A 24,044-nucleotide genomic window follows, 5' to 3' on the forward strand; every position below is an offset into this window, starting at 1 on the left:
ATATAAAAAGGGTGGGGCAATTGTGGAATACTTTAAATATTTAAGGCAGTATGTGGGTCAAAAACCAGTTATTTTACCTGGATCTGTTGTTATCATTTTAAATGAAAATTATGAGATATTATTGCAAAAAAGGCTAAATGGAAATTGGGGATTGCCAGGTGGTTTAATGGATCTCGGGGAAAGTTTTGAAGAAGTGGCGAAAAGAGAAGTTTTTGAAGAAACAGGGTTAACTGTTGCCAATCTAAAACTACTTAATGTGTACTCTGGTTCAAAGTATTACTTAAAAGTTTCAAATGGGGACGAATTATTTTCGGCAACAGCCGTTTATTATACCAAAGATGTAAGTGGGAATTTAAAGATAGATTTTAACGAGTCAAAAGATATGAAATATTTTGCCGCCGGTAATTTGCCTAGTAAATTAAACAATAATGATAAAGGGTTTATTGAGGACTATGTTAATAGAAAATAAAATTACAGCTTAGGAGATATTAATGACACTAACTATTGCTGTAGCCCAATTCAAACCAACACTTAATGTTTCAGAGAATCTTAAGAAAATGATGAATTTGATAACACAAACTAATGAGAATGATATCGTGGTATTGCCTGAAGGCTGTTTATCAGGATACGCTCATAACCTGGAGTTTCTAAACGTTAATATTGCTCTTGAAATTGAGCAAGCACTATTCAAACTTCAATTATTTACGAAAAAACACAATGTTCATTTGATATTTGGTTCCTGTATAAGGGAAGAGGGTAGTTGGTATAATGCAGGAATTTACATATCTCCCGAGGGAATTAAACATATCTATAAAAAGGTTAATCTGGCAATACACGAAAGAGGAATCCTCAAAGAGGGAAACGTTCTCTCTTGTTTCAACTTGGAAATCGGCAAAGCATCTTTCAAAGGTGCTATTCAAATATGTCGAGAGATACGTTTTCCTGAACAATGGAAGTTCCTTTCTTTGAATGGTGCGGATATTATTTTTTATCTTACTAACATTATCGATTTCGAAGAACTTGATATTTGGAACGCTCACTTAATTAGTCGTGCAGCAGAAAATCAACGTTATGTTATTTCGTCAAATATTGCACATGAAGAACAAGGCTGTTCATCAATGGTAGTCTCACCAAAGGGGAAAGTAATTAAAATGCTAGAAGTGGATTATGAGTCAATAGAAAGAATACAAATAAATCTAAGTGGAAATTCTAATTGGTATTTGAGCCAGAGTAGAAAAGATTTATTAAATGTAATAACTGTTGGTCCTTTAAACAATAGTAGGCAGTAATAGTTAGTGAACTAATGGATTCTTATATCTTAAACAAATTCATACCATAAGTTTGAAAATAGGTAGGTGAATATACTTGAATAAAGTTATTGAAAAACTTAAAGAAATTGATCAATATCGTGAGTTGGCTTTTCGCAAAGGGAGGTAAAATGTATGATAACATTCACGACCATAATTGCTAAAATACTCCGTCTGTTACCTAATCAAGCAAAGAAAACAGCTATGGTTCCTCTGCATCAGGTGAAAATAAAAAAAGATATGATAGTTGAAACATCCGTTCAACGCACAAGAATAGCTTTATACTATCCTTTGGAAGCACAGCAGAATAAGTTACCTGTTTATATCAATTTCCATGGTGGAGCGTTTATTATGAACGAAAAGGAGATGGATGATCCTTATTGCCGCTTTCTTTCCAATCAAGCAGAATGTGTGGTTGTTAATGTTGATTATGGCAAAGCACCGGAGTTTCCTTTTCCAAAACCAATTGAGGAGGGCTATGAGATTCTTCAATGGTTGAAAAATAGAGCAGATGAGTTGCATATTGATAAGGAAAAAATCATGGTCGGCGGACAAAGCTCAGGCGCAAATATCGCTGCAGCCCTATGCCTGTACCTTGAAGAAAGAGGGGACAATCAACCACTACTCCAAGTGTTATCCTGTCCTATGCTAGATTTTGTCACCCCGCATGGTGATAAACCAGAACCAGATAAGTGGCGGGCTCGCTATCCGCAAGTCGCAAATTTTATCAACATGTGTTATGTTCCTGGAAAAGAGCAAGCCCGGAATCCCCTAGCATCGCCTATACATGCTGAGATATTTGGTCATTTAGCTTCTGCTCTAATGATCATCGCTGAGTACGACGCTTTTAGACCAGAAGCCGAACAGTATGCGGAGAAATTAAGAGCAGCAGGGATAAACGTTCAAGAGGTAATTTTCGAAGATTGTTATCATGCATTTACCCATCTAGGCCCAAAAGAAAAAGCGAACGAGGCTTGGGTGCTGATAGCTCGGAAAATTAGAGAAGCAGGTCGAGGAATCTCGCATTCGTCTTCGCTTTAAAGAAAAGCACACTATCTCGTTATAAAAGAGATAGTGGGCTTTTAATTTTATATTTAAGGTTACCTTTTATCGCGAACTATGATTTATAACGGATTCTATAATTTGATCCCAATCTTCACTATGAATCTCATGCCCCGATCCATTAAGAGTCACTAATTCAGCATGGGGAATGGACTTCACAAGTGCGAGACCGTGCTCGTATGGGAGAGCTGGATCTGCTGTACCATGAACAATGAGTGATGGTGACTTGATTTCTCCCATCCTATCGTAATACTCTCCGCCGCCTTGCAGCATGGCATGATTAAATCTGCTCGGTAGCTGTTTGGCACGATTAGCTTCTCTTTCCGCCAGTCTATATATTCTTTCCTGCTCATAAGGTTTGGCACCAGCTAATGTTTTCCATCCATCCGCAAGATATGGAATAACTGCCTCTGGGTCCGACCAATCTATATAAGCGCTTTTTGCATGGTGATCCAGGATGCTCTGATCCATTGGTGGCAAACTTTCCATCGTGGTTCCAAACACACTTGATGCAATAAGCGTAAGGGTTAGTATGCGTTCAGGGTATCTTAAGGCAATAATCTGGCCAATCATACCACCCATAGACATACCAACTATATGAGCCTTTGCAATGGAATAGGCATCCAGAACTCCCACCGCATCGTCAGCCAAGTCCGTAATTTTGTAGTTGGAAGTACCAGGATCATAGATCGTCGATCGTCCCAGATCCCGATGATCGTACCGAATAACAAACCTTCCTTGATCAGCGAGTTGGAGACAAAAGTCCTCGTCCCACCAGTCTAATGAAGACATTGCTCCCATGATTAATAGGACAGCAGGATCCTTAGGATTTCCAAAACTTTCAGTACAAATCTCCACTTTATTTATTTTCAGTATCTGTTCACTCATATCTTTACCTCCGTAATATTTATTATCTAAATCGCCGGTACTAAGGCGCAGATCAATAAACTCTTTCCGGAGCATGATTGGCCACACCTTTAATTATCGCAGTCGAATCCACTTGATAATCATGACGAGGCCTCCTTCAAAATGCAATTTAATCAGGTATTCATCCCTATATTTATTAATATAGCATAGGGTAACCACCTCTTCTACCAAAATTTTCTTACTAAAATGAAATCTCTTTTACTGCTAGCACTCAATTTTTTTTGGCCAGAACGAAAAATCACTTATTGTAGGAATTTATAGATTATGAAATAATTGGTATTAATTAGGGTTGGCACTACTGGTGAATTTATGTAGATTTTGATAGAAGGTGGGGAGCAAATGAATCAAAAGGAGCTTAGTAGAATAAATAAGATTGGTTGGAATCAGGCAGCTTATCAAGCCTGGGTGAATCGCCACGGATCTCCAAGTAATTATTCTCGATTATTAAAAGAAAACCCTGAGCAGACTGTTTCCCATTACCTAAAATATATGGGTGATGTTAAAGGGAAAAAGATAATCAATCTTTTAGGATCTAAAGGGAATAAAGCAGTGTCATTAGCTTTATTAGGAGCTTGTGTAACCGTGGTAGATATTTCTGAAGGAAATAGACAATATGCAACAGAAGTAGCGGAAAGGGCTGGAGTCAGCCTTAACTATATTGTTTCAGATGTTCTGAATATACCTCCTAGAGAAAAACTAGGTGATTATGATTTCGTCCTTTTAGAACTGGGTGTTTTGCATTATTTCATAGATTTAGATCCTCTATTTGAGTTGGTGTTTAAGCTATTAAAACCAGGTGGGAAACTTATATTAAGAGACTATCACCCTTTTGTTTCCAAGCTAATTAATGTAGAGGATAATAAAATGGTTGCCAATGGTAATTATTTTGAAGAGGAAGTAAAAGAAGTCGAGGTAGCATATAGTTCTCTATTATCAGAAAAAGAACGAGATAAATTACAGAAAAATAGTATACGAAAATGGGGAATAGGTGAAATCGTTACAGCAGTTATTTCTGCAGGGTTAACAATGGAAAGTTTAAAAGAAGAAGCAGGTATTAGATGGGCGTTCCCGCAAAATTCTCCTGAAAACATAGAACATAATATTCCGGGACTTTTTACGATTTTGGCTAAAAGATAAATACTTAAATTCTAGCTTTCTAATCTGTTAAGAGGTAAGCATCATATTTTATTTATGAGTATATCAGGTGAAAAGTGAGGAGGAACAATGGAGAATTTGAAGGAAAAGACATTAAAAAGCAGGTTGAGAACCGGCATAATGGTTTTTGTAGTTCTCATTTCAGTTAGTTATTATTTTTTTCTTTTCAAACCTAAAAACTCATTAGACCTTTATCAATCTATGTCTTTTGCAGATGATTTGAAGGGGCACAAAGTTTAATGTTGGAAGGATACGAGGCTAATTTTAAGGAAGAAGATTTTGAATTTATCAATGGAACGGATACACGAGCAAACAGTATAAGTCAATTTACCTTGTTTAAAAATGATGAAAAATCTTATCTGATTATGACTTCACCAGGTACACAAGGTATCCAAAAGTTAAAAGTACTTGCAGTTGAAGAGTTACCAACAGAAATTAGGGATTACTTTCTTGAATTATCACCATAATATTTTTCACTAACGGGTGCATGAGTTTAACAACTGTACCTGATATGGCAGATTTTTTCTTGTTTCAATAAAGGAAGATCCTTTTATTAAGAAAAATAAGAGGGGGAATAGAAGGGATGGACAATAGTAATGAATATAAAAAAATGCCAGTGTGGGCATTTGAAACAATTGAGATAAAATACCCAGACCCTAATTGGAAAGACAAAGGGATTCGGGAAAAAGAAGAACTTTTTACCCTACTTTCAGCATTTAGTATAAAGGAAGTAGAGCATGTAGGCAGTACATCAATTCCTAATTTACCAGCAAAACCAATTATCGACTTAATGGCTTCTATTCCGTCATTCAATCTTATCAATGAAATTGAGGAAACACTAATTTCACACGATTGGCATTATGTACCTCCCGAATTAGACAAACAGCCTTGGAGAAGATTTTTTGTAAAAGTGAAGAACGACAAACAAGTAGCACATTTACAACTAATCTTAGAAGGAGAAGAACGTTGGGATGAAATACTTAAATTTAGAAATATATTAAGAAATAACCCTAACCTTGCAAATGAATACGCTGTAATTAAAAGTCATTTAGCGAAAGAATATAATAATGATCGTGAAACATATACAGAGGCAAAAAGAGGATTTATTAATAAAGTGTTATTTAATTAAACGGAATCGATTGCTTAAACATTAATTTACTCTTATACGAAAGTTCCTCAAAAATTATCTTAACCATCAAGGTCCTTTATTTTTTCTTCAATTAATAATACTGAAATTTCAAAGGCTTCTATTCTCCTTTTGGCTAACGTGATTTGAGATTTATACCTATTGGGATTTTCTTTAGCTTCAAGAGTTTTTACTGTTTCTCTTAGTTTATTAAGCGTTGAGTTAATTTGACGTTTTGCTTCAATTAAATTAGATACCTTCATATCCATCTGAATACATCCCCTTTTTAGCTTAATGATTTTCTGAATTCAGAACAATTTAGGATATAGGAAATTGAATGGACTGTCAATGCACTATCTAATCATTTAAAAAGGATTTTTCACTGATACAGATGATCATTAATTTGAAATACATACCGGTTCACTGCAAAATAGATTAGATTATTATAAACAGGGAAAAGCCATATGAAATTTCACTGAATTGGCAGAGTACTGAAAATAAGGAAAAAGATTTTTGGCAAGGATTTTAAATAAGGAGATTTAAGATTATGAAAAGAGTGGATGTAACATACGTGCTTCTCTTTGATGAGGAGGCCGAAAATGTGTTAATGGTTAAAAATAGAGGAGATAATTCTTCTTATTATACACTTCCCGGAGGAGCAGTTGAACCAGGAGAAACACTGGAAGAAGCTGCTATCCGTGAAGTAAAAGAGGAAACGGGGTTAAATGTAGAAATAGATAGTGTTTTTTCTGTAAGCGAAGCATTTTTCGAAGATAGAGGACATCATGCAATTTTCTTTACTTTTAGAGGGCGAATAACAGGAGGAGAAATTAATATTTCATTACCAGAAGAAATTGAAGAGATTACTTGGATGGATATGCAGAAAGCAGAAGAATTCATTCATATAACCGATTCAAAAGGATTGATAAAAAGTAATTCATCCGTACCATATTTACTTAGAAAAAGAGTTAATAAACAGTCTTAATACATATAACTTTTGTTAATTGCTTATCAAGAAATTGAAATAGGTAGGTTAAGGGGGAGTATACTTGAGTAATAAAAAAAATGGCTATTTAGAGCTTCAATTGTTCTGAATATATTGCTCGCCGCAACTGTAACCTGGGAAAATTTAAAGATTAATTTTACTGCAGAGCAAGTTCTTTTAACAGAAGTACAAAATAATTTAGTAGAGCTAGAAGGCTTGATAGCTCATCAAATTGAAGATGATTGGTCAGAACCTAACTTGGTCACAGCTGAACTTGAAGATATATTGAATGGTATTTGGCTTGGCATGACGACTGTGGAACAATTAGGAGCACTTTCAGAAAGTGATAAGGTAACTTTATCGCAACTGCATTCAAATTTAAGACAATATCCATACGATGAAATATATAGCTTTGCAAATGTAACAGATGAAGATATTAAGAATTTTGAAGAGCTTAGGGGAATACTTCGCGATGTAGGTTTAGGGTTAAATATATCTATCAATGCAAATAAGGATTCTTTCATGGCACAAGCAAATGCACTGAATAAGAAGATTAAGACCCCATTAAATTAGCTTATCCAAAATTGGAACTGATTTAAGAAATAGAAGATCTTAAAGAATTTGAATTATTCAGGCTGGGCGAAATACTCCAGTAAAATAGAAGTTTATAATATGGGAGATATCATGTCAAAGCATGAAGATGAAGAATTGCTAGCAGGTGGGAATGTCTCTAACGTTTATCGGTGGTTGGAGAGTCTAGACATTTAACAACGGGAGCCAAAACAGAACCCCCTCCTCATTTTCTGAGAAGGGGTTTCATGATGTCATAAAACTCACATAAATTCTATGTATTATTTAGGGACGATGATATGGTTATACTTGTTTAGAAGAATATCCAGTTCCTGGCTGAGTTTTAATGTTTTAGAGGAGGACATTCCGTACTTTGCGACAATATCAATTAGTTCTGTTCGCTTTTTTTCAATTTTTTCTAGTAGTTCATGTTTAGTAGCCAATGTTGAGTATCCTTTCTTCTTCCAATTCGTATCATCATTATACTAGAATTTAGGAGGTAATACAAAGGGAAAATGCCTGTTAATGGGACTTTAATAATTGTTATAATAGTGAAAAATTACTAGGTAATACTGTCACGGTTTCGACATAGATTATTAAAAAGCGGCTATATGTTTCTATGCTTTTTCTGTTACTATATTAACTATAATTGAATAGGAGTAGTGATATTATGTCTGCAGATGTTACGCTTTTGTTAGCGTTTGGAGCGGGGTTTTTATCGTTCATCTCCCCTTGTACGCTTCCAATTTATCCTGCGTTTCTTTCCTATATAACTGGAGTATCGGTAGGGGAATTGAAAGAAGAGAAAGGAATGTTTCGTAGTAGGAGTATTTTACATACAGTATTCTTCTTACTAGGATTTTCTATTATTTTCATTTGGTTGGGCTTCAGTGCATCATTCCTTGGACAATTTTTTGTACAGTACAATGATTTAATACGTCAGATCGGTGCCATATTGATCATCTTTTTTGGGCTTGTCATTCTTGGAGTTTTCCAACCGAAGTTCTTGATGACCGATAAAAAAATGACCTTTAAAAATAGACCGACAGGGTATATTGGAACTGTATTAATTGGAATGGCTTTTGCCGCAGGGTGGACACCTTGTACGGGACCAATCCTTGTTTCTGTCATGGCTTTGGCAGCAGCAAACCCTGGTTCTGGAGTCATGTACATGACTGCTTATGTTCTTGGATTCGCCATCCCATTTTTTATCCTTTCTTTCTTCATTGGAAAATTATCATGGATCAGACGCAACCATGTGCCAATAATGAAGGTTGGAGGGTATATTATGATTTTCATGGGTATCCTTCTTTTCTTTGATTGGTTAACAAAAATAATTGTCTGGCTTACTGCCATTACCGGAGGATTCCAAGGATTTTAAATTGTGTGATATTTTAGTTGATTCTTCTGTCCGAAAAGAGTAAAGTTAAAATTGGGAATAAAGGAAAATTACAACTTTTTTATAGGACATAAGGAGGACTCTGCGGTGGCCAACGTTTTAGTAGTGGATGATGCAAAGTTTATGAGACTAACAATTGGGAACATTTTAACTAAATCTAACCACACTGTGATCGGTGAAGCAGAGAATGGAAGAGATGCGGTTTCACTCTATCGAGATCACCAGCCTGATCTCGTGACGATGGATATCACGATGCCTGAAATGAACGGTATTGAAGCTGTTCGTGAAATAGTAAGAGATTTTCCAAAAGCTAAAATTATTATGTGCTCCGCAATGGGCCAACAGCGGTTAATTGTAGAAGCGATTGAAGCCGGTGCGAAAGATTTTATTGTAAAGCCTTTTGATGAAGGCCGTGTTTTGGAGGCTGTTAAAAGAGTGATGGGATAAAGAAATAAACTATTTTCTACTTCTAAGGTAGAGAGTAGTTTATTTTTTTGATAGAGAAGTTGTAAAACCTTAGATATCACTTTTAAAATTTCTCTTTTTCGGTATAATAGTAAGAGGTTAAAAGTTGTGAAAACAGAGGATGATTAACGTGAATACAGTACTATCTACGATTATCGCAGTTTGTATGGCATTACTTGTTTTGTTTATTAGAATGAAAGCTGCGAAAAAACCTTCATCAGTGAAAAAAATTGTATTGCCTCCCATTTTCATGAGTACTGGAGCGCTAATGTTTTTATTTCCGGAATTTCGAGTCTCCTCTTTGCAGATATTGGAAGCTTTAGCGGTCGGAGCGATATTTTCTATCTTCCTTATTAAAACTTCCAAATTTGAGATGAAGGATAATGATATATATTTAAAACGATCAAAAGCGTTTGTCTTTATTTTGCTTGGTTTATTGGCTATTAGAGTTGTCATGAAGCTAGTATTGAGTACTCAAATTGATATTGGTGAACTGACAGGGATGTTTTGGCTGCTTGCATTCGGCATGATTGTTCCTTGGAGAGTTGCGATGTATATAAAATATAAGAAGATAGAGAGTGGTTCCATTCCACCAACGATAAAAACCTCGGTATAATAGAACCGAGGTTTTTCCTTTAAAATAGGTGTTGGTATGGAGTGCGATCAATATTAAGGTGTTCCAATTTTTTTATAAGAAACTTATGATCGCGTTTAGGTGTAGCGAGAATATAGCCACGAATGACATGCTCTCTTGTTATTTCCTTCGCATTTTCCTTATAGGCAATTTCACCGATTTTTCCGGCGATCTTCTGTCTTGCAATATCACGGAAAAGTTCCGGCACAGGGGAAACAAGCTCTTCTAATAGCTGCTTCAAATCATCCGGCCAAAGGTGACGGGTTTTTTCTAAGTAGAAGTCCTGCCAATCCAATTCCGATTTGCCATCTTCTTTTGGCATTCTTTTAAGAAATTTACGAAACATAAAGAATCCACCAATGGCCAGTAAACCAACCATTGTAACGACCCAAAATAAAATTAACCATAAAAACCATCCGGTTAACATGTTCTTTTCCCTCCGAACTCGTTAACATTCTTGTATTATTATAACCGAAACTATTATAATTGCACTAGTAAATGAAAAATCCAACCTAATTCATATAAAAAAAATGACAAAGTTTTGACGGAGGTGGCGACGATGAAAAAGATTGGTGCCGTGATTGGCAGCATGGGGAAAACCGAGATCCTTTCCCAGAGAGTCTGCCCGAAATGCAATAGAGAAGTAAGACGTGTCCGCATGCAAATTATCGGTGGAGAAAATAAAGGGAAATGGCAGGAATACGAAAATGAATGTGATTGCAGGCTTGCAGCAGAAACGATGCAGGCGGAAAAACGCAGAAAACATAAGTATTTTGAGCAGTTTTGTATCATTCCCAGGGAGCTTGAAGATGCTACACTGGAGAATTTTAAAGTAGATTATTCCAGCCAAGGTGAGGCGTTGGCAAGCACAATAGACTTTTTTGATCAGTTTACGGGGAAAGAGAATTTATACTATTTTGGTCGAACAGGCAGGGGAAAAACACATCTAGCAGTAGGATTGTATAAATACTTCAAGGAAAATAACATTACCGCGATGTTTTTTGATGTGCCGAAACTGATGGATACTATAGTTGCATCTTGGGATAATGATTCAGGTTATTCGGAAAGTAAGTTTATGAAGGCCATAGCAGAAGTGGATGTTCTTATTCTTGATGACCTCGGTGTGGAGAGGGTGAGTGAGTGGGTGGATCAGACTATTTATTCCATCTTGAACCAAAGGCAAGGGAAGAGCATCGTATTTACTTCCAATATCCATCCGGGAGATTTGACGAAACGGTATGGGGAGCGAATTGCAGATCGTATAAAAAATAAAATGAGTCAAAATCAGTTAATTTCCATAGTGACTCCGGAGAGTTTTAGAACCAAAGATTTAACGATGTACAAAGATTAATATATAGGATCTACCTATTGATTGCCCATAGCAAAATATTGCTATGGGTTTTTCGTATTGCGAAACAATTGTTGAAATTTGTCTATTTTTTCAAGTGAAATAATGGTAAAATAATTCTAAATAGAAAGAAAATAAAAGGGGTGCTCTAGAGAATGAAACAAGTACAACAATTAAAGAAAGAAATGTCTAATGTCATTATTGGAAAAGACGAGGTAGTAGAAATGTTGTTCATCTCGTTGCTGAATAAAGGACATGTTTTGTTAGAAAGTGTACCAGGTACAGGGAAAACAATGTTGGCAAAGAGCTTTGCCAAAACAATGGATGCAAGCTTTAAACGAATCCAATTTACTCCTGATGTGTTGCCAAGTGATGTAACAGGGATTCAGTTTTTTAATCCGAAGGAACAAAATTTTGAATTAAGACCCGGTCCAATCATGACAAATATTCTGTTGGCAGATGAAATCAACCGCGCTACTCCAAGAACGCAATCAAGCTTACTTGAAGTAATGGAAGAACGACAAGTAACGATTGATGGGCAAACATTGTCCATTCCTGGACCTTTCATGGTGCTTGCGACCCAGAATCCCATTGAATCTCAACAAGGGACATTCCCATTGCCAGAAGCGCAGATGGACCGTTTCTTTATTCAGATAGATTTAGGGTATCCAACGATGGAAGAAGAGAAGGAAATCATGAATAAATATCGGTTAGGCGAGCCGATCAAACAAATGACATCCCTATTTAGCAAAGAAGAAGTCATGGAATTGCAGGAACAGGTCAAACAGTTGAAAGTTTCTTCTGTAGTAGAGGATTACATACTCGAGATTGTCCAGATGACGAGAAATCATGAAGAAATAGAGCTGGGGGTAAGTCCACGTGGAACTCTGGCATTGATGCGTGCGGCACAAGGGGCAGCTTTTGTAAATGGACGAGAATACGTTACACCGGAAGATGTAAAGAAAATGGCACCATACGTTATAAGTCACCGCTTGGTGCTTACAATGGAAGGGTCGCTAAAGAAGACCAATAAACAAATTGTGACAGAAGTGCTGGCAAGAGTTGTTGTGCCTGTGGAGGCGACAATTTAGGAATGACTAGGTGGAATCAACAAGTAGATAATCTGACCCATCATATTTATTTCCGTGCCTGTGCATTTGTCATAATTGCGATTGGATTTGTTACAGGACATCCCATTTTATTTTTTATGGGTAGCTTGTATTTGTTTTATTTTATTGTTTCTTACTACTATTTAGTCAATGTAGGTAAGAGACTCAAGCTTACAATCGTAAACGGTCAAGTGAAACTTTTCCCTGGAGAAACAGGGGTTGTAAAATTGAAAGTCGAACAACCATCATGGTTACCCATTTTTTCTGGACGAATCCAACTTGTTGCTGATAATAACATTGAGTTCCAAAACGGAGACAGGAGAACGCGAATCAGCCAGATAAGTCTGCCATTTTCATTGATGGGAAAAAGCGAATTAATTATCGATATTCCCTTTACTGCAATGGAAAGAGGAGTAGCTAAATTACATCATATTGAATTGCAAATCTCACATTTCATTGATTTTGGGAAGGTGTACTTGCAAAAGAACGATTTAACCAAATTTGAAGCACTTGTTTACTCTGAGCAATTGCCTGTAAGCGGTCTTGAGCGGATTATGCCCAAGAATCAAGGTGCTTATCCAACCCGTTCATCCCTTTTTGAGGATGTTAGTACGATTATTGGAACACGTGATTATGCGGCAGGGGATTCTTTTAATAGAATTCATTGGAAGGCTTCTGCTAAGGTCACAAGTTTGCAAACAAAAGTGTATGAGAAGACCTCACAATATTCGTGGTTAATTGTTTTTGATATTAGATCAGGCAATTTAGAAGAGAGAATCAAGGGGATTACCCATTTATTACACCATGCTACAAAATTTAATATTCCTTATTCCTTACTTGTCAACATTAAGAGGGTAGGTACACCAAGTTATTTTGAACTGCCTTATGGGGTAGGCAAACGCCATCTGCAAACTGCGTTGACCATGTTAGCGAGATTGCAAGGTAATAGTGTTTCCATTGGCATGTCTACTTTTGAAAGAATAACCTTTCAACATGCCGCACACGCTCCATTCGTGATTCTCTGTGGAGAGGCAGATCGCTTGAGAGGGTGGAGAATGCCTGCGGGAACTAATGTAAATCTTCTTGATGTGAAGGATGAAGGCTGTACATTAATCTCTTGGCGGACCGAAGCAAGAAAGGAGGCTGTAAATGGCTAACTTTTGGAGGAACAGCATACATTTATTACTCGAGCTTAATATCGTTTATTTTTTTATTTTGCTCTTGTATTTAGATTCCGGAAATCTCCCCTCTTTGGTAGGAGTTTTATTGCCTTATGGTTTTGCCATTGCAATTTTTGGTTTTTTAAACAACAAACTGCCAAATAATTATGCAGCAATCATGATGGTGGCTCCTATTTTAGCTCTTTTTGCTTACCTTTCATCTTATAGTATTTGGCTTGCTCTTATTATAGGAACTATCCTAAGTTTTCGGGCATTTATGTATTTTGTGGAGGAGAGATTCATTTCCACCTTTGCTTTATTAATTATCTCATTTATCTGGATGCCGTTTGTTTACGGTGCAGGAACGTTGGTGAATTATCCACATGGCCTAACGTTAATGATTCTGTTTGGTGCACAATTAGCTCTCGTTATATTTTTGTATAGTGGAAACGCTGTACTACAATTGAATGGAAACCGTTATATGCAGAAAAGAGTGGTTGCTGCCACAAGTACTGTTTTTATCAGTATAATCGCTCTTTCTGCGGTCTTTGCAACTGTTGGTAAGTATGTGATAACTGCAGGGTTTTCTTTGTTCGGCTTAGGTGTTAGCATAATTTTTGATGCTTTGGCAAGGCCGTTGTTTTATCTATTGGGTTTACATGATTGGACTCTAAAAAGTGGAGGACCTCAGGATGCGGGAGGTTTGGAGGGTCAAGAAGAGGAAGCGGAAACGGCAGAACTCTTACCACCACCAGACAGCCTATTTGATAATCCCGTAGTAATGGCTATAGGTGTCATTCTATTCTTATCGATCCTTTATTACTTATTAAGGAAGAAAAAGGTGAACACGCAAAAGATTGAAGTAAAAGATGAACAGCCATTTACTTCTACGATGACCAAAAAGAGTGGTGGATTCTTTACCGGCAGAAGGAAACAAAAGCCACCTGAAAATGAAGTTAGGAAGCTTATGTTTGATTTGGAGCAATTAGCTATGAAAAAGAACCGTGGCCGTCTTCCGAATGAAACATTGGAGGAATGGTTAAAACGGGAGACCACTTTTAAGGAAAGCTTTATGGATTTGTATGCTAAAGTTCGATACGGAGAAATGAAACTTTCACCTTCGGAAGTAGAAACCTGCAGGACAATGGCAGAGGAAATCCGAAAAGTGATGAAGCAGTGGAAAAAAGCGAGTTAAATGTTGGTTTTAGCAGTGTATCCTGTGGGGGTACACTGTTTTTTTGTTTTATGAAGACCTGAGTGGCGAGAGATTAGGTAGAGGCAAGTCTTCATGGTCTGGATGAAGACCTGAGTGGTCGGCAATTTGGAAGAGAGAAGTATTCATGGGCGTTATGAAGACTTGAGTGGCGGAAGATTAGGAAGAGAGAAGTCTTCAACGGCGTTAAGAAGACTTGAGTGGCGGAGAATAGGAAGAGAGAAGTCTTCATCGACGTTATGAAGACCTGAGTCAGCCGGAGATTGGGTAGAGAGAAGTCCTCATCGACGTAATTCCATCCAAACTCAATGGGATAGAAGGGTTTGCGCTGCTTTTCCATAATTATCCACACTCAAATTTGGCCGTATTCCTCCAAAATCAGTGATTATTCCGCTTCTGTGGGATTTACAAGAAGGTCTATATTATTGGTAGCGTTTACACTCACTATCTTGCTCTCATGCGGACTAATTGCCCAAACACCCTTGATATACATTCTCTACATGTTACGATTATAAACGTTGTTAAAAACGAACGGACAGACGGGAGCGATTAGATGCTTAGAGAAAAAGTGATTGGATTTATCGGAGCAGGATCGATGGCAGAAGCAATGATTTCAGGTATTGTAGCAAGTGAAATCATACCTGCCCATAATGTAGTAGTAAGCAACAGATCTAATATCGACAGATTAATCGAACTTGAAAACAAATACGGTATTCGTGGCGTTATGAAGCAGGATCTGATTATGGAAGAATTGGATATCATCGTTTTGGCCATGAAACCGAAAGATATAGAAATTGCATTAGCTACATTAAAAGATCAACTGAACCCATCACAATTATTGCTATCCGTATTAGCAGGCGTATCCACAAGCTATATGGAAGATGGATTGAATCCGGGACAACCTGTTATTCGCGTGATGCCTAACACATCAAGCATGATTGGCGAGTCCGCTACAGCCATTTCTGCTGGCAAGCATGTTGCGATGGATGACATTGTAGATACTAAAGTGATTTTAGAAACGATCGGAAAAGTTTATACCATTGAAGAAGAGCAAATGGACGTTTTCACAGGAGTAGCAGGAAGCGGCCCGGCATATTTCTACTATTTAATGGAGCATATGGAGAGAACCGCAAAAGAAGCAGGCCTAGACGAAGAGGTAACACGTGATGTAGTAGCACAAACCATTCTTGGAGCTGCTAAAATGATGCAGACCAATAATGAAGAGCCATCAACCCTTCGTAAAAAAGTGACATCTCCAAACGGTACCACTGCAGCAGGATTAGAAGCGTTAAGCGACAACGGTGGCGGAAAAGCCATTTCAGCTGCTATTAAAGGGGCAGCAGAACGGTCTAGAGAAATCAGTGCGGAAAAAGAAAAAGAAAAAGAATTGGTATTGCAGTAAGCTTTACAATTATGTCTATAACAGGAGTGATTGAATGACCCCCGATAATAAGACTAAACGGGTAGTAATAAAAATTGGTAGTAGCTCTTTAACAAGTTCACACGGTGAAATTAGCAGAAGAAAGCTAGAGAGACTTGTTGATGAAGTCGCTCAACTGAAAGATCAAGGCTATGAAGTATTATTAGTTTCATCAGGTGCAGTGGCAGCTGGGTATCGTAAGCTCGGTTGCCTGAACAGACCAACAAGTTTACCGGAAAAACAAGCGGCAGCGTCCATTGGACAAGGCTTGTTGATGGAGGCATACAGCGAACTGTTTTTATCCAACGGTTACGTTGCCTCTCAGATTCTTATAACAAGAGAAGATTTTTCGGATGAAAATCGCTACAATAACGCGCGTAACACCGCGAATGTTCTTTTAGAGCGTGGTATTGTACCGATCGTCAATGAAAATGACACCGTCACGGTAAACCGATTGAAATTTGGGGACAATGATACACTTTCCGCGAAGGTTGCAGGACTTGTCGATGCAGATATGCTGTTGATTTTATCTGATATCGATGGATTGTATGATGCAGATCCGCGGAAGGATCCGGATGCTACATTATTACGAAAAGTGGAAGAAATCACACCTGAAATTGAAGCGGCTGCAGGAGATCCTGGCAGTTCTGTCGGTACAGGCGGGATGAAATCGAAAATTGATGCCGTGAAGATTGCCATGGCATCAGGAATCCCTGCCTTTTTAGGAAAAGCAGGAGTACCAAACATTCTACTTCAAGCGGTGGAAAAAGAAGCAACGGGTACGTATTTCGAGGCAAAGGATTCTGCCATAAATTTAAACCACAAAAAGCAATGGATTGCGTTCAATTCAGGTCCAGAGGGAGAAGTTGTACTAGCAGAAGGAGCAGACGTTTCTATGCTTGGTAAAAAGAGATTATTGCCTTCAAGTATCAGTAAAGTGAAAGGCTACTTCCAAGAGGGCTCTGTCGTAAGAATCCTCGATTTTGACGGAAATAGAATTGGACTAGGGGTTGTAAACTATTCATCCCAACAACTAAGAGAATATGATCAAACTCAAGATAAATATGCAGAAGAAGTTGTAAAAAATGACGACTTAGTATGCCACTTAGAATCGTCTATCCCTGTTGGCATTTAAAAAGCGAAAACAGTTCTAAATAAAAACTAGGAGGAATTTGATGTCTTTATTAGTAGAAACACAAGCAAAGGAAGCGAAGAAAGCGGCAAAGGCAGTAAGTTTGCTTACAACAGAAGAAAAGAACAAGATTCTTAAGCATATTGCGAACACGCTTGAAAGCAATGTATCCCATATCTTAGAAGCTAATAACAAGGATTTGGACAAAGGACGGGAAAAAGGCTATACGGAAGCTTATATGGACCGCCTGGCACTCTCAGAAGACAGAATTGCTGATTTTGCAAATGGCCTAAGAGAGGTGGCAGAACTTGAGGATCCTGTTGGTGACATCCTTTCAGACTGGACGTTGGAAAACGGTCTTCAAGTCGAAAAAGTCCGTGTACCACTTGGAGTGATCGGCATGATTTACGAAGCACGTCCAAACGTGACAGTTGATGCGACTGGACTTGCATTGAAATCTGGGAACGCCATCGTATTAAAAGGCGGTTCTTCTGCCATCAATTCCAACCAGGCGATTGTAGATGTCATTCACAAAGCGTTAAAGACTACTTCCATTCCAGAACAAGCAGTGCAATTCATCGCGAGTACGGACCGCAAAGCAACTCAAGAATTGTTCACAATGAAGGAGCATATCGATGTATTGATTCCCCGTGGAGGAGCATCTTTGATTAATGCAGTGGTCGAGAATGCGACAGTGCCGGTCCTCGAAACAGGAGTAGGCAATTGCCATCTTTACATTGATAAGGATGCCGATGTGGAAAAAGCATTATCCATCGTCGTCAATGCCAAAACGGACCGCCCGGCGGTTTGTAACGCAGCAGAGACGTTGATTGTTCATGAGGCTTGGTTCTACGCAAACAAAGAAGCGTTAATCAATATGTTCAACGAGAATAACATTACTGTACACGGTGACGATACGGTTGTTGAAACGATTCAAGGAGCTCTCAAGGCCGGCCATGAAGATTGGGCGAACGAATATTTAAGCTTGGATATCGCAGTAAAAGTCGTTGCCGACATCGACGAGGCAATCGACCATATAGACGAGTTTGGCACAAAACATTCCGAAGCAATCATTACGGAAAACAAAGAAACTGCCAACAAGTTCTTAAAACTTGTAGATGCGGCAGCCGTCTATCACAATGCATCCACTCGTTTCACAGACGGAGGAGCATTAGGATTCGGTGCAGAGATCGGAATCTCCACGCAAAAACTTCATGCCCGTGGCCCTATGGGGTTACCTGCATTAACAACGGTTAAATTTCAAATGACTGGTGACGGTCAGATTAGATAATTTTGTTAAGAGTCTTGCCTAGTTGAGCAAGGCTCTATTTTTATAAGCAATTTTAGTAAAAGAAGGGTTTTTTTGTCGAAAGTAGAATACATACTTTAGAGAGAAAAAAGGGGAGATACTATGCAAAATCAAATTGGGGCAGTACTAAAAATAGTCGGAGGAACAGTAATTGGATTGGGATTATTTTTAGCGATTGTTGCTGGATCTGAATCTGAAAGTTTTGTCGTTTTCTTTTCTGGGTTCCTAGTATCACTGGTTGTCGGGATGGTTTTAATTGGATTGTCAGAAATTATTAGGCTTTTAGAAGTTATTAACGGAAACATACCTAAAAGACATAAGAAAATTACAATGAGTTCAAATGACACACTGGTTGATGAACCTTCTCAACCTATAAGTACCAAGGAAGAGGATGATATAAGATCTTTTCTTCAAAAATATGATGTAGAAATTGAAAAGATTATTCCAACTCCAAAAGAAGATTTCTTTATTATAAAAACATCTGCAAGATATTTTTTGATTGAAATGGGCGGATTTACTCCCAAAATTATCAATGAGGATAAATGGCCGGAAGAATTAGCAGGTTGGTTTCAACACTATAATCAACAATAAGGAAAACGTAGCATTCATTAAACAGAATGCTACGTTTTTCTTTTATTTTTACTGAAAATTGATAGATTTGACCATTATACTTACCCTATCAATTTGGAATTACTAGAATACTATAAAGTAATTCCAGGAAAAAGGGGGTGAAAGTATGGCAGAAAAAACGTTTAACAATCGCAGTGCAGCTAGCTTGCAAATAGTTCTCCTTGTTCGCCAGGGGAGCAACCCAGCAAACTACGCTGGAGAAGTAGTATTCACCTTGCGTCCAGGACAAACAAGAACCATTTTCTACGGAAGCGAAGCAAATCCGTTCTTGAATGGTATTGTGATGTCGACTAATTTCAATGGAGATATTTACAGTAAAACTCAAATCGTAACAGTAAGAGGAACTCAGTTCGATAATCTATTGAACTTTAACAGTATTATCGACATTTTACCAATCTCTACAGACTATGTAATGTTTGGTCGTAATCCTGAAATGGTTATGCAGGATAGTAACATGACCCCATAAAAAAAGAATGGCAGGGACTTTTCCTGCCAATCTTTTTAATAAAAATTGTTTGCTATTCGATGATATTATTGAATTTCATTACTCCCTCCATCGCCTGTATGAAATCTTCTTTTGCCTTTTCTCGCCATTTCAGCTCAGAAGGGTAAAACATTTCTCGATAGCGGGATTCTAAAATTTTTATTGTCGTTTCATTATTACTGCCATGATGTTTCAATTGGTTCTCCATTATTGTTCTTCTCACCGAATCAATGGAAGCCCATAACCCTTCACCCATTGTTCCAAACTCAAAAGTAGTCGAATACAAACTTTTAGAAGGTGCTAATTCATCTTTAAGCATTGCAAAATACTCCGGTACATCACCATTTGTTACATAGAATTCTTCAGAGTCAGGAGTAAAAACAAGCGGATATTCAAATGTCTTTTGGGCTTCTTCTTGTGACATTGTTTCTTTACCTGAACTGAATATACTCATTTGATAACGTGGCCCATAGCCGGTATGCAGATCGACGTGAAGTATATTTGCGTATTCAGTTAATAAAATATCCTTAAATAAGCCCTTAATAAATTTAGTGGAGGGTTCATCTTCCTGTCCCCCGTAATAGACACCTGTTGGCTGGGTATATTGACCGCTTAATAAAGCTTTCTCAACCTTGGTGCTTCCATCCATCAATACCGTTTTAGCAATCTCCCCGTAGAACCCAAGGTCTCTCCAGGTTATGGTGCCAATTTCATTCTCGGGTTGAAGGAACTCTTTCAAGTCTTCATAGTCCTTGTTCATTTCCTTATCAAATGTTTCCCAATCATAAATGAAATTACGGTTTAGATCAACGTTGTTCTCATTGTATCTTCGCATTTCCTTCATGCCTACAGGGTTTACTGAGTGAACGATGATAAGGCCGGTGTTTTCTTTATTTAATACCGGTGAAAACTGTTGAAGGAAAATATCGAGCATTGCCGACCCGACGTAGCCCTCGACGCCATGTACCCCTGAGGTGATGACAATCAAGTTGGTCTTTTCTTGATTTGCATCAGCCCACCAAAGATCGATGGTTGCATCCTCAACTACTGTAAATGAATCACTTTTTACTGTATTCCAGTTTTCTTTCAATTTCTCTTCATAATTTAGAAAGCGTGATTTTGATTCTTCATACGTATTGATAAAATGACCGGAACTTGCAGGTGGTTTTTCTAAGTTTGCTAGAATGAGGAGGGGAACACTAAAATGAAGAAATAAAAAGATAATTGAAAGAGTAATTCCGAACTTAATCCATTTTCTTTTTAGCATAATCAAGGCATCAGCCTCCAATATTCAGATAGGATGAATAGTTGTATTGTTTCTAAGAGGTTGAAGGTTCATTTGAGGATGGGTGAAGAATATGTATGGCGGGACTGCGTGGGAATCGAACCCACCTGAGACGGCACGCGCCTCACAAGCGGTTTTGAAGACCGAGACAAGCACCAGCATTGCAATCAGCCCCATACATAGAATAGTTTCATTTTACTTTTTGCGCCGAGAGAATGCAATAGAAATACCATAATTAAAGTAGAAACGTTTGTTCGATTGTGGTACATTATTTACCATAAGAGTAAAAGGAGGGAGAAAAAGTTGAAATTAGAGAAAGAAACCCAATACATAAGAGGAATCACATTAAAAAGAGAAACCATCCCTACATTTGATCGCTTCCCTTTCAACCTTCCAGTAATAAAAGACTTGAATACACTTCACCTGCATCCTAATGTCACCTACATCATCGGAGAAAATGGAATGGGTAAATCCACCTTGCTTGAGGGTATTGCGATAGCTTTAGGCTTTAATCCTGAAGGTGGAACGTTAAATTTCAACTTTACAAGCTATGATTCTCACTCAGAGTTGGACGATTATTTACGTGTAATAAAAGGTGCGGAGAGACCAGAAGACAGCTTTTTCTTTAGAGCGGAGACCTTCTACAATGTTGCAACAAATATTGAGGAAATGGATCGTGAATCTGGCGGAGGAAGAAGGATTATAGATTCTTTTGGAGGGAAATCACTTCATCAACAATCGCATGGAGAATCTTTTTTTGCTGCTTTTGTGGAAAGGTTTCAAGGAAAAGGGTTATATATCCTGGACGAGCCGGAAGCAGCTTTATCTCCTCTGAGACAAATGTCCATGCTTGCCAGAATTAACGAACTGGTGCAGGAAGGATCGCAATTCATCATCTCTACTCACTCCCCGATTGTTATGGCCTATCCAGATGCAAAAATTCTTGAACTGACAGAAGAGGGGATGTTTGAGACTTCCCTTGAAGAGACACCGCACTTTGCAATTATGAAGCAGTTTTTTGATAATAGGGAACGGATGCTATATCACTTGTTTGAGTCTAATTGAGTTTTGAAAAGGGAGGAATTTAAATAATTGTAATCGGCCTAGACTTGGCTGGTCCAAGTAATCATAAAGATACAGTTCTCACCGTTTTCCAAAAGAATAAGAATCAATTAGCCTTCCAAAAAATGATTCCTAATATCAGCGACGAAGAAATACTAAACGAAATTATAGATTTAAGTAGATTAGATGAGCTCGTCATTGGAATAGATGCCCCATTATCTTATCAGGATGGTGGGGGAGATAGGACAAGTGATAAAGAGTTACGAAAATATATTGTTTCCTTAGGAATGAAGTCTGGTTCCATTATGCCGCCTACATTCAATAGAATGGTATATCTTACGCTAAGAGGTATCAAACTCACAAGAGAGATAGGTACGCTCCATACCACTTTTCCAATTTCTATAGTGGAAGTTCATCCTGGAGCTGCAATGGGAGCGAGAGTATCTGAAAAAGAAATAGATTACGTTCTTACATACAAGCAAAATCTTTCATCACGAAAATATCTTAAGAACTGGTTTGAACAACAAAACATTATAGGGTTGCCCAATGGTATAGAAAACGAAAGCCACACCATTGATTCATGTGCAGCAGCACTGGCAGCGTGCAACTGGGCTGACCCCTCATTAAAACCACAGTGGATATTTTCAGCAAAGCCTCCCCTCCACCCATTTGATTATTGTTGTTAAATGCAAAATCTGAAAAGGATTTTTATCTTTCTTCTCGAAATATATTAATGGTGAATTTATCCAAAAGGAGCGGGTGTTTGTATGATTCAGAATTCCATTGCAACATTCAAATGTGAAGTCGTTCAAAGAAAACTTCAGTTAGTTGGGCAATGTGGGACAGGTAATTTTCCACAGTCCTTTCCTGAAGTTGCGATGAATGTACAACAAGATTTCGAAAATAGAAGAGACGAAGTGAGGAAAGCGGTAAATCGTGATGTAATTTATAGTCCGTACCTCGCAAACGGTCTGGTTGCCACATATTTTGCTTGTCTGGAAGTAAAGGAATGCAACGATATTCCAAAGGGGATGATGTCATTAACTATCCCCCTGACAACTTATGCAAAAATAAGCTGCTCAAACAAAACGATTGATAAAGGCTATGAAAAAATCTTTTCTTGGATGAAGGATAATGGATACAGGCAGGAAAGTCTGGAGAAAGCTTTTCCAATTGAAGTTTTTTATTTTGAAGATAATGTAGAGGAAGAGGTTGTTGAATTACTTATTCCGATAGTCGAATAGGGGGGAGAATATGAAAACATTAGTTGGTGAAATAATAACTATTCCTTCTTATCGGGCGATGGGATTAAAGTGGGAAGGTGCCTATGCAGAGGTGCCTCAACTAAAAGAAATGATTTTACACATGAGTAACAGAGTTGTTGAGTTTTCTTTTGTAAGAGAACCTGAAACGCAATTAGGGTTATCTTATCATCTAAGATCTGATGGGTTTGTTCATTATTCTGTATTTGAAGTGGATGAACAACAAGAGATGCTACCTGGAATGATTGAAATCATTGTTCCAGAGATGACCTATTTAAAGGTAAATCACCCTAAAGGAAAAGATATCGGTGCAACTTATACGGAAATCTATCAGTGGTTTAAAGTGTGTGACTATCAACCGTTAAAGGAAAAAGGTATAGAATATTTCGATGATCTTCCGATAAAGCATGAAAGATACCCTGTTAATAGAGATCTAGAAGATCCACATTTTGAAATCCTAATTCCAATTGTATTAAAATATTGAACAAAAAACGATGCCACTTACTGGTGTCGTTTTTTTGTGTAAAAAATTTCCGGAATTGCCGTTGCATTATTTTGGTAATTATAATATACTACATTACATCACTAATGCACTATGGTGGAATGGAGGTGGAACATTGCTTTTAAACACGGATGGTACAAAACCGATTTATATTCAAATTGCCGAATGGCTTGAGACGGAGATCCTGAACGGATATTTCCTTCAGGATCAAAAGGTCTATTCTCAATATCAATTAGCTGAAATCTTTAATATAAATCCTGCAACAGCAGCAAAGGGTCTTACAATATTGGTGGAAGATGATGTCTTATATAAAAAGAGGGGGCTCGGCATGTTTGTAACAGAAGCAGCACAAGCTATCATCCTGACAAAAAGGCGAGAACATACGTTGAAAAGACTGGTTACGGAATTGGTATCAGAAGCTGAACAATTAAATGTAGGGATGGATGAACTGATTGAGATGGTAAGAAAGGAAAGTAAACAGAACAAGGGGGAGTAATG

The 24,044-nt window shown here is 37.8% G+C and carries 30 protein-coding genes and 1 tRNA gene; 25 read left to right on the top strand and 6 right to left on the bottom strand.

Going from position 1 to position 24,044, the window contains the following annotated elements; translation table 11 throughout:
- Positions 1-22: 22 nt before the first annotated feature.
- The 3 genes from LG307_RS10225 to LG307_RS10235 all read left to right on the top strand — a co-directional run bounded on the left by LG307_RS10225 (position 23) and on the right by LG307_RS10235 (position 2,348).
- Complete coding sequence (locus LG307_RS10225) at positions 23-469, top strand: NUDIX hydrolase (RefSeq protein WP_404450155.1); 447 nt, start codon at positions 23-25, stop codon at positions 467-469.
- 22 nt (positions 470-491) lie between these two features.
- Positions 492-1,289: a carbon-nitrogen hydrolase family protein gene (locus tag LG307_RS10230; protein WP_404450156.1), complete on the top strand. Its 798-nt coding sequence runs from the start codon at positions 492-494 to the stop codon at positions 1,287-1,289.
- Between the two features lie 153 nt (positions 1,290-1,442).
- Entirely contained in the window at positions 1,443-2,348 is a 906-nt protein-coding gene (locus LG307_RS10235) for an alpha/beta hydrolase (protein WP_404450157.1), read from the top strand.
- A gap of 66 nt (positions 2,349-2,414) precedes the next feature.
- On the opposite strand, the gene LG307_RS10240 is transcribed toward LG307_RS10235, so the two are convergent.
- On the bottom strand, positions 2,415-3,257 hold the full coding sequence (locus tag LG307_RS10240; RefSeq protein ID WP_404450431.1) for an alpha/beta fold hydrolase: 843 nt from the start codon (positions 3,255-3,257) through the stop codon (positions 2,415-2,417).
- A gap of 378 nt (positions 3,258-3,635) precedes the next feature.
- Here LG307_RS10240 and LG307_RS10245 point away from each other — a divergent pair, with 378 nt between their 5' ends.
- The 3 genes from LG307_RS10245 (at position 3,636) to LG307_RS10255 (ending at position 5,580) form a co-directional block, all read left to right on the top strand.
- Positions 3,636-4,433, top strand: coding sequence for a class I SAM-dependent methyltransferase (locus tag LG307_RS10245; protein WP_404450158.1), 798 nt, complete (start codon positions 3,636-3,638; stop codon positions 4,431-4,433).
- Positions 4,434-4,690: 257 nt separating this feature from the next.
- On the top strand, positions 4,691-4,918 hold the full coding sequence (locus LG307_RS10250) for a hypothetical protein (RefSeq protein ID WP_404450159.1): 228 nt from the start codon (positions 4,691-4,693) through the stop codon (positions 4,916-4,918).
- Between the two features lie 116 nt (positions 4,919-5,034).
- Positions 5,035-5,580: a GrpB family protein gene (locus tag LG307_RS10255; RefSeq protein WP_404450160.1), complete on the top strand. Its 546-nt coding sequence runs from the start codon at positions 5,035-5,037 to the stop codon at positions 5,578-5,580.
- Between the two features lie 59 nt (positions 5,581-5,639).
- On the opposite strand, the gene LG307_RS10260 is transcribed toward LG307_RS10255, so the two are convergent.
- Positions 5,640-5,846, bottom strand: a complete 207-nt coding sequence (locus LG307_RS10260; protein WP_404450161.1) for a hypothetical protein — start codon at positions 5,844-5,846, stop codon at positions 5,640-5,642.
- Positions 5,847-6,124: 278 nt separating this feature from the next.
- On the opposite strand from LG307_RS10260, the gene LG307_RS10265 reads away from it, so the two are divergent.
- Both LG307_RS10265 and LG307_RS10270 read left to right on the top strand, forming a co-directional pair.
- A complete protein-coding gene (locus LG307_RS10265; RefSeq protein ID WP_404450162.1) occupies positions 6,125-6,562 on the top strand; it encodes an NUDIX hydrolase in 438 nt (145 codons plus the stop codon).
- A 114-nt stretch (positions 6,563-6,676) separates the two neighbouring features.
- On the top strand, positions 6,677-7,135 hold the full coding sequence (locus tag LG307_RS10270; RefSeq protein WP_404450163.1) for a hypothetical protein: 459 nt from the start codon (positions 6,677-6,679) through the stop codon (positions 7,133-7,135).
- Between the two features lie 278 nt (positions 7,136-7,413).
- Here the strand turns inward: LG307_RS10270 and LG307_RS10275 are convergent, their stop codons facing one another.
- Complete coding sequence (locus LG307_RS10275) at positions 7,414-7,575, bottom strand: aspartyl-phosphate phosphatase Spo0E family protein (protein WP_404450164.1); 162 nt, start codon at positions 7,573-7,575, stop codon at positions 7,414-7,416.
- 227 nt (positions 7,576-7,802) lie between these two features.
- On the opposite strand from LG307_RS10275, the gene LG307_RS10280 reads away from it, so the two are divergent.
- The 3 genes from LG307_RS10280 to LG307_RS10290 all read left to right on the top strand — a co-directional run bounded on the left by LG307_RS10280 (position 7,803) and on the right by LG307_RS10290 (position 9,612).
- Complete coding sequence (locus LG307_RS10280; protein ID WP_404450165.1) at positions 7,803-8,513, top strand: cytochrome c biogenesis protein CcdA; 711 nt, start codon at positions 7,803-7,805, stop codon at positions 8,511-8,513.
- 105 nt (positions 8,514-8,618) lie between these two features.
- Positions 8,619-8,978 carry a response regulator gene (locus tag LG307_RS10285; RefSeq protein WP_404450166.1) on the top strand — a complete coding sequence of 120 codons (360 nt, stop codon included), beginning with the start codon at positions 8,619-8,621 and terminating at the stop codon, positions 8,976-8,978.
- 139 nt (positions 8,979-9,117) lie between these two features.
- Positions 9,118-9,612: a CcdC family protein gene (locus LG307_RS10290; protein ID WP_404450167.1), complete on the top strand. Its 495-nt coding sequence runs from the start codon at positions 9,118-9,120 to the stop codon at positions 9,610-9,612.
- Positions 9,613-9,631: 19 nt separating this feature from the next.
- On the opposite strand, the gene LG307_RS10295 is transcribed toward LG307_RS10290, so the two are convergent.
- Positions 9,632-10,057 (bottom strand): DUF2621 domain-containing protein, encoded by a 426-nt coding sequence (locus tag LG307_RS10295; RefSeq protein ID WP_404450168.1) that lies wholly within the window; start codon positions 10,055-10,057, stop codon positions 9,632-9,634.
- Positions 10,058-10,189: 132 nt separating this feature from the next.
- Here LG307_RS10295 and LG307_RS10300 point away from each other — a divergent pair, with 132 nt between their 5' ends.
- From LG307_RS10300 to LG307_RS10340, 9 genes are all read left to right on the top strand, one after another.
- On the top strand, positions 10,190-10,981 hold the full coding sequence (locus tag LG307_RS10300) for an ATP-binding protein (RefSeq protein ID WP_404450169.1): 792 nt from the start codon (positions 10,190-10,192) through the stop codon (positions 10,979-10,981).
- Between the two features lie 152 nt (positions 10,982-11,133).
- Positions 11,134-12,069: an AAA family ATPase gene (locus LG307_RS10305; protein ID WP_404450170.1), complete on the top strand. Its 936-nt coding sequence runs from the start codon at positions 11,134-11,136 to the stop codon at positions 12,067-12,069.
- A 2-nt stretch (positions 12,070-12,071) separates the two neighbouring features.
- Positions 12,072-13,244, top strand: coding sequence for a DUF58 domain-containing protein (locus LG307_RS10310; protein ID WP_404450171.1), 1,173 nt, complete (start codon positions 12,072-12,074; stop codon positions 13,242-13,244).
- Positions 13,237-14,442 carry a hypothetical protein gene (locus tag LG307_RS10315; protein WP_404450172.1) on the top strand — a complete coding sequence of 402 codons (1,206 nt, stop codon included), beginning with the start codon at positions 13,237-13,239 and terminating at the stop codon, positions 14,440-14,442. The genes LG307_RS10310 and LG307_RS10315 overlap by 8 nt, the downstream gene beginning before the upstream one ends.
- 571 nt (positions 14,443-15,013) lie before the next feature.
- Positions 15,014-15,862, top strand: a complete 849-nt coding sequence (gene proC / locus LG307_RS10320) for a pyrroline-5-carboxylate reductase (protein WP_404450173.1) — start codon at positions 15,014-15,016, stop codon at positions 15,860-15,862.
- Positions 15,863-15,896: 34 nt separating this feature from the next.
- A complete protein-coding gene (gene proB / locus LG307_RS10325; protein ID WP_404450174.1) occupies positions 15,897-17,015 on the top strand; it encodes a glutamate 5-kinase in 1,119 nt (372 codons plus the stop codon).
- 19 nt (positions 17,016-17,034) lie between these two features.
- Complete coding sequence (locus LG307_RS10330; RefSeq protein ID WP_404450432.1) at positions 17,035-18,303, top strand: glutamate-5-semialdehyde dehydrogenase; 1,269 nt, start codon at positions 17,035-17,037, stop codon at positions 18,301-18,303.
- A 120-nt stretch (positions 18,304-18,423) separates the two neighbouring features.
- Positions 18,424-18,912 (top strand): hypothetical protein, encoded by a 489-nt coding sequence (locus LG307_RS10335; RefSeq protein WP_404450175.1) that lies wholly within the window; start codon positions 18,424-18,426, stop codon positions 18,910-18,912.
- Positions 18,913-19,057: 145 nt separating this feature from the next.
- Positions 19,058-19,417, top strand: coding sequence for a hypothetical protein (locus LG307_RS10340; protein WP_404450176.1), 360 nt, complete (start codon positions 19,058-19,060; stop codon positions 19,415-19,417).
- A gap of 52 nt (positions 19,418-19,469) precedes the next feature.
- Here the strand turns inward: LG307_RS10340 and LG307_RS10345 are convergent, their stop codons facing one another.
- Together LG307_RS10345 and LG307_RS10350 are read right to left on the bottom strand one after the other, a co-directional pair.
- Positions 19,470-20,702 (bottom strand): M14 family metallopeptidase, encoded by a 1,233-nt coding sequence (locus LG307_RS10345; RefSeq protein WP_404450433.1) that lies wholly within the window; start codon positions 20,700-20,702, stop codon positions 19,470-19,472.
- Between the two features lie 96 nt (positions 20,703-20,798).
- Positions 20,799-20,895: transfer RNA gene (locus tag LG307_RS10350), tRNA-Sec, on the bottom strand.
- A 128-nt stretch (positions 20,896-21,023) separates the two neighbouring features.
- On the opposite strand from LG307_RS10350, the gene LG307_RS10355 reads away from it, so the two are divergent.
- The 5 genes from LG307_RS10355 to LG307_RS10375 all read left to right on the top strand — a co-directional run bounded on the left by LG307_RS10355 (position 21,024) and on the right by LG307_RS10375 (position 24,042).
- Positions 21,024-21,785 (top strand): AAA family ATPase, encoded by a 762-nt coding sequence (locus LG307_RS10355; RefSeq protein WP_404450177.1) that lies wholly within the window; start codon positions 21,024-21,026, stop codon positions 21,783-21,785.
- A 44-nt stretch (positions 21,786-21,829) separates the two neighbouring features.
- Positions 21,830-22,468 carry a DUF429 domain-containing protein gene (locus LG307_RS10360; RefSeq protein ID WP_404450179.1) on the top strand — a complete coding sequence of 213 codons (639 nt, stop codon included), beginning with the start codon at positions 21,830-21,832 and terminating at the stop codon, positions 22,466-22,468.
- A gap of 81 nt (positions 22,469-22,549) precedes the next feature.
- Entirely contained in the window at positions 22,550-23,026 is a 477-nt protein-coding gene (locus tag LG307_RS10365; protein WP_404450180.1) for a GyrI-like domain-containing protein, read from the top strand.
- 10 nt (positions 23,027-23,036) lie between these two features.
- A complete protein-coding gene (locus LG307_RS10370) occupies positions 23,037-23,528 on the top strand; it encodes a GyrI-like domain-containing protein (RefSeq protein ID WP_404450181.1) in 492 nt (163 codons plus the stop codon).
- A 133-nt stretch (positions 23,529-23,661) separates the two neighbouring features.
- On the top strand, positions 23,662-24,042 hold the full coding sequence (locus LG307_RS10375) for a GntR family transcriptional regulator (RefSeq protein ID WP_404450182.1): 381 nt from the start codon (positions 23,662-23,664) through the stop codon (positions 24,040-24,042).
- Positions 24,043-24,044: the final 2 nt, after the last annotated feature.

The organism is Sutcliffiella horikoshii (assembly GCF_044809035.1).
Lineage (GTDB): Bacteria > Bacillota > Bacilli > Bacillales > Bacillaceae_I > Sutcliffiella_A > Sutcliffiella_A horikoshii_G.

Bases quoted from the DNA above. Each gene is read 5' to 3' on its own strand.
- LG307_RS10230 (WP_404450156.1), top strand. From the start codon at position 492: ATGACACTAACTATTGCTGTAGCCCAATTCAAACCAACACTTAATGTT.
- LG307_RS10235 (WP_404450157.1), top strand. From the start codon at position 1,443: ATGATAACATTCACGACCATAATTGCTAAAATACTCCGTCTGTTACCT.
- LG307_RS10240 (WP_404450431.1), bottom strand. From the start codon at position 3,257: ATGAGTGAACAGATACTGAAAATAAATAAAGTGGAGATTTGTACTGAA.
- LG307_RS10245 (WP_404450158.1), top strand. From the start codon at position 3,636: ATGAATCAAAAGGAGCTTAGTAGAATAAATAAGATTGGTTGGAATCAG.
- LG307_RS10250 (WP_404450159.1), top strand. From the start codon at position 4,691: ATGTTGGAAGGATACGAGGCTAATTTTAAGGAAGAAGATTTTGAATTT.
- LG307_RS10255 (WP_404450160.1), top strand. From the start codon at position 5,035: ATGGACAATAGTAATGAATATAAAAAAATGCCAGTGTGGGCATTTGAA.
- LG307_RS10260 (WP_404450161.1), bottom strand. From the start codon at position 5,846: ATGGATATGAAGGTATCTAATTTAATTGAAGCAAAACGTCAAATTAAC.
- LG307_RS10265 (WP_404450162.1), top strand. From the start codon at position 6,125: ATGAAAAGAGTGGATGTAACATACGTGCTTCTCTTTGATGAGGAGGCC.
- LG307_RS10280 (WP_404450165.1), top strand. From the start codon at position 7,803: ATGTCTGCAGATGTTACGCTTTTGTTAGCGTTTGGAGCGGGGTTTTTA.
- LG307_RS10290 (WP_404450167.1), top strand. From the start codon at position 9,118: ATGATTAACGTGAATACAGTACTATCTACGATTATCGCAGTTTGTATG.
- LG307_RS10295 (WP_404450168.1), bottom strand. From the start codon at position 10,057: ATGTTAACCGGATGGTTTTTATGGTTAATTTTATTTTGGGTCGTTACA.
- LG307_RS10300 (WP_404450169.1), top strand. From the start codon at position 10,190: ATGAAAAAGATTGGTGCCGTGATTGGCAGCATGGGGAAAACCGAGATC.
- LG307_RS10305 (WP_404450170.1), top strand. From the start codon at position 11,134: ATGAAACAAGTACAACAATTAAAGAAAGAAATGTCTAATGTCATTATT.
- LG307_RS10310 (WP_404450171.1), top strand. From the start codon at position 12,072: ATGACTAGGTGGAATCAACAAGTAGATAATCTGACCCATCATATTTAT.
- LG307_RS10315 (WP_404450172.1), top strand. From the start codon at position 13,237: ATGGCTAACTTTTGGAGGAACAGCATACATTTATTACTCGAGCTTAAT.
- proC (WP_404450173.1), top strand. From the start codon at position 15,014: ATGCTTAGAGAAAAAGTGATTGGATTTATCGGAGCAGGATCGATGGCA.
- proB (WP_404450174.1), top strand. From the start codon at position 15,897: ATGACCCCCGATAATAAGACTAAACGGGTAGTAATAAAAATTGGTAGT.
- LG307_RS10335 (WP_404450175.1), top strand. From the start codon at position 18,424: ATGCAAAATCAAATTGGGGCAGTACTAAAAATAGTCGGAGGAACAGTA.
- LG307_RS10340 (WP_404450176.1), top strand. From the start codon at position 19,058: ATGGCAGAAAAAACGTTTAACAATCGCAGTGCAGCTAGCTTGCAAATA.
- LG307_RS10345 (WP_404450433.1), bottom strand. From the start codon at position 20,702: ATGCTAAAAAGAAAATGGATTAAGTTCGGAATTACTCTTTCAATTATC.
- LG307_RS10365 (WP_404450180.1), top strand. From the start codon at position 22,550: ATGATTCAGAATTCCATTGCAACATTCAAATGTGAAGTCGTTCAAAGA.
- LG307_RS10370 (WP_404450181.1), top strand. From the start codon at position 23,037: ATGAAAACATTAGTTGGTGAAATAATAACTATTCCTTCTTATCGGGCG.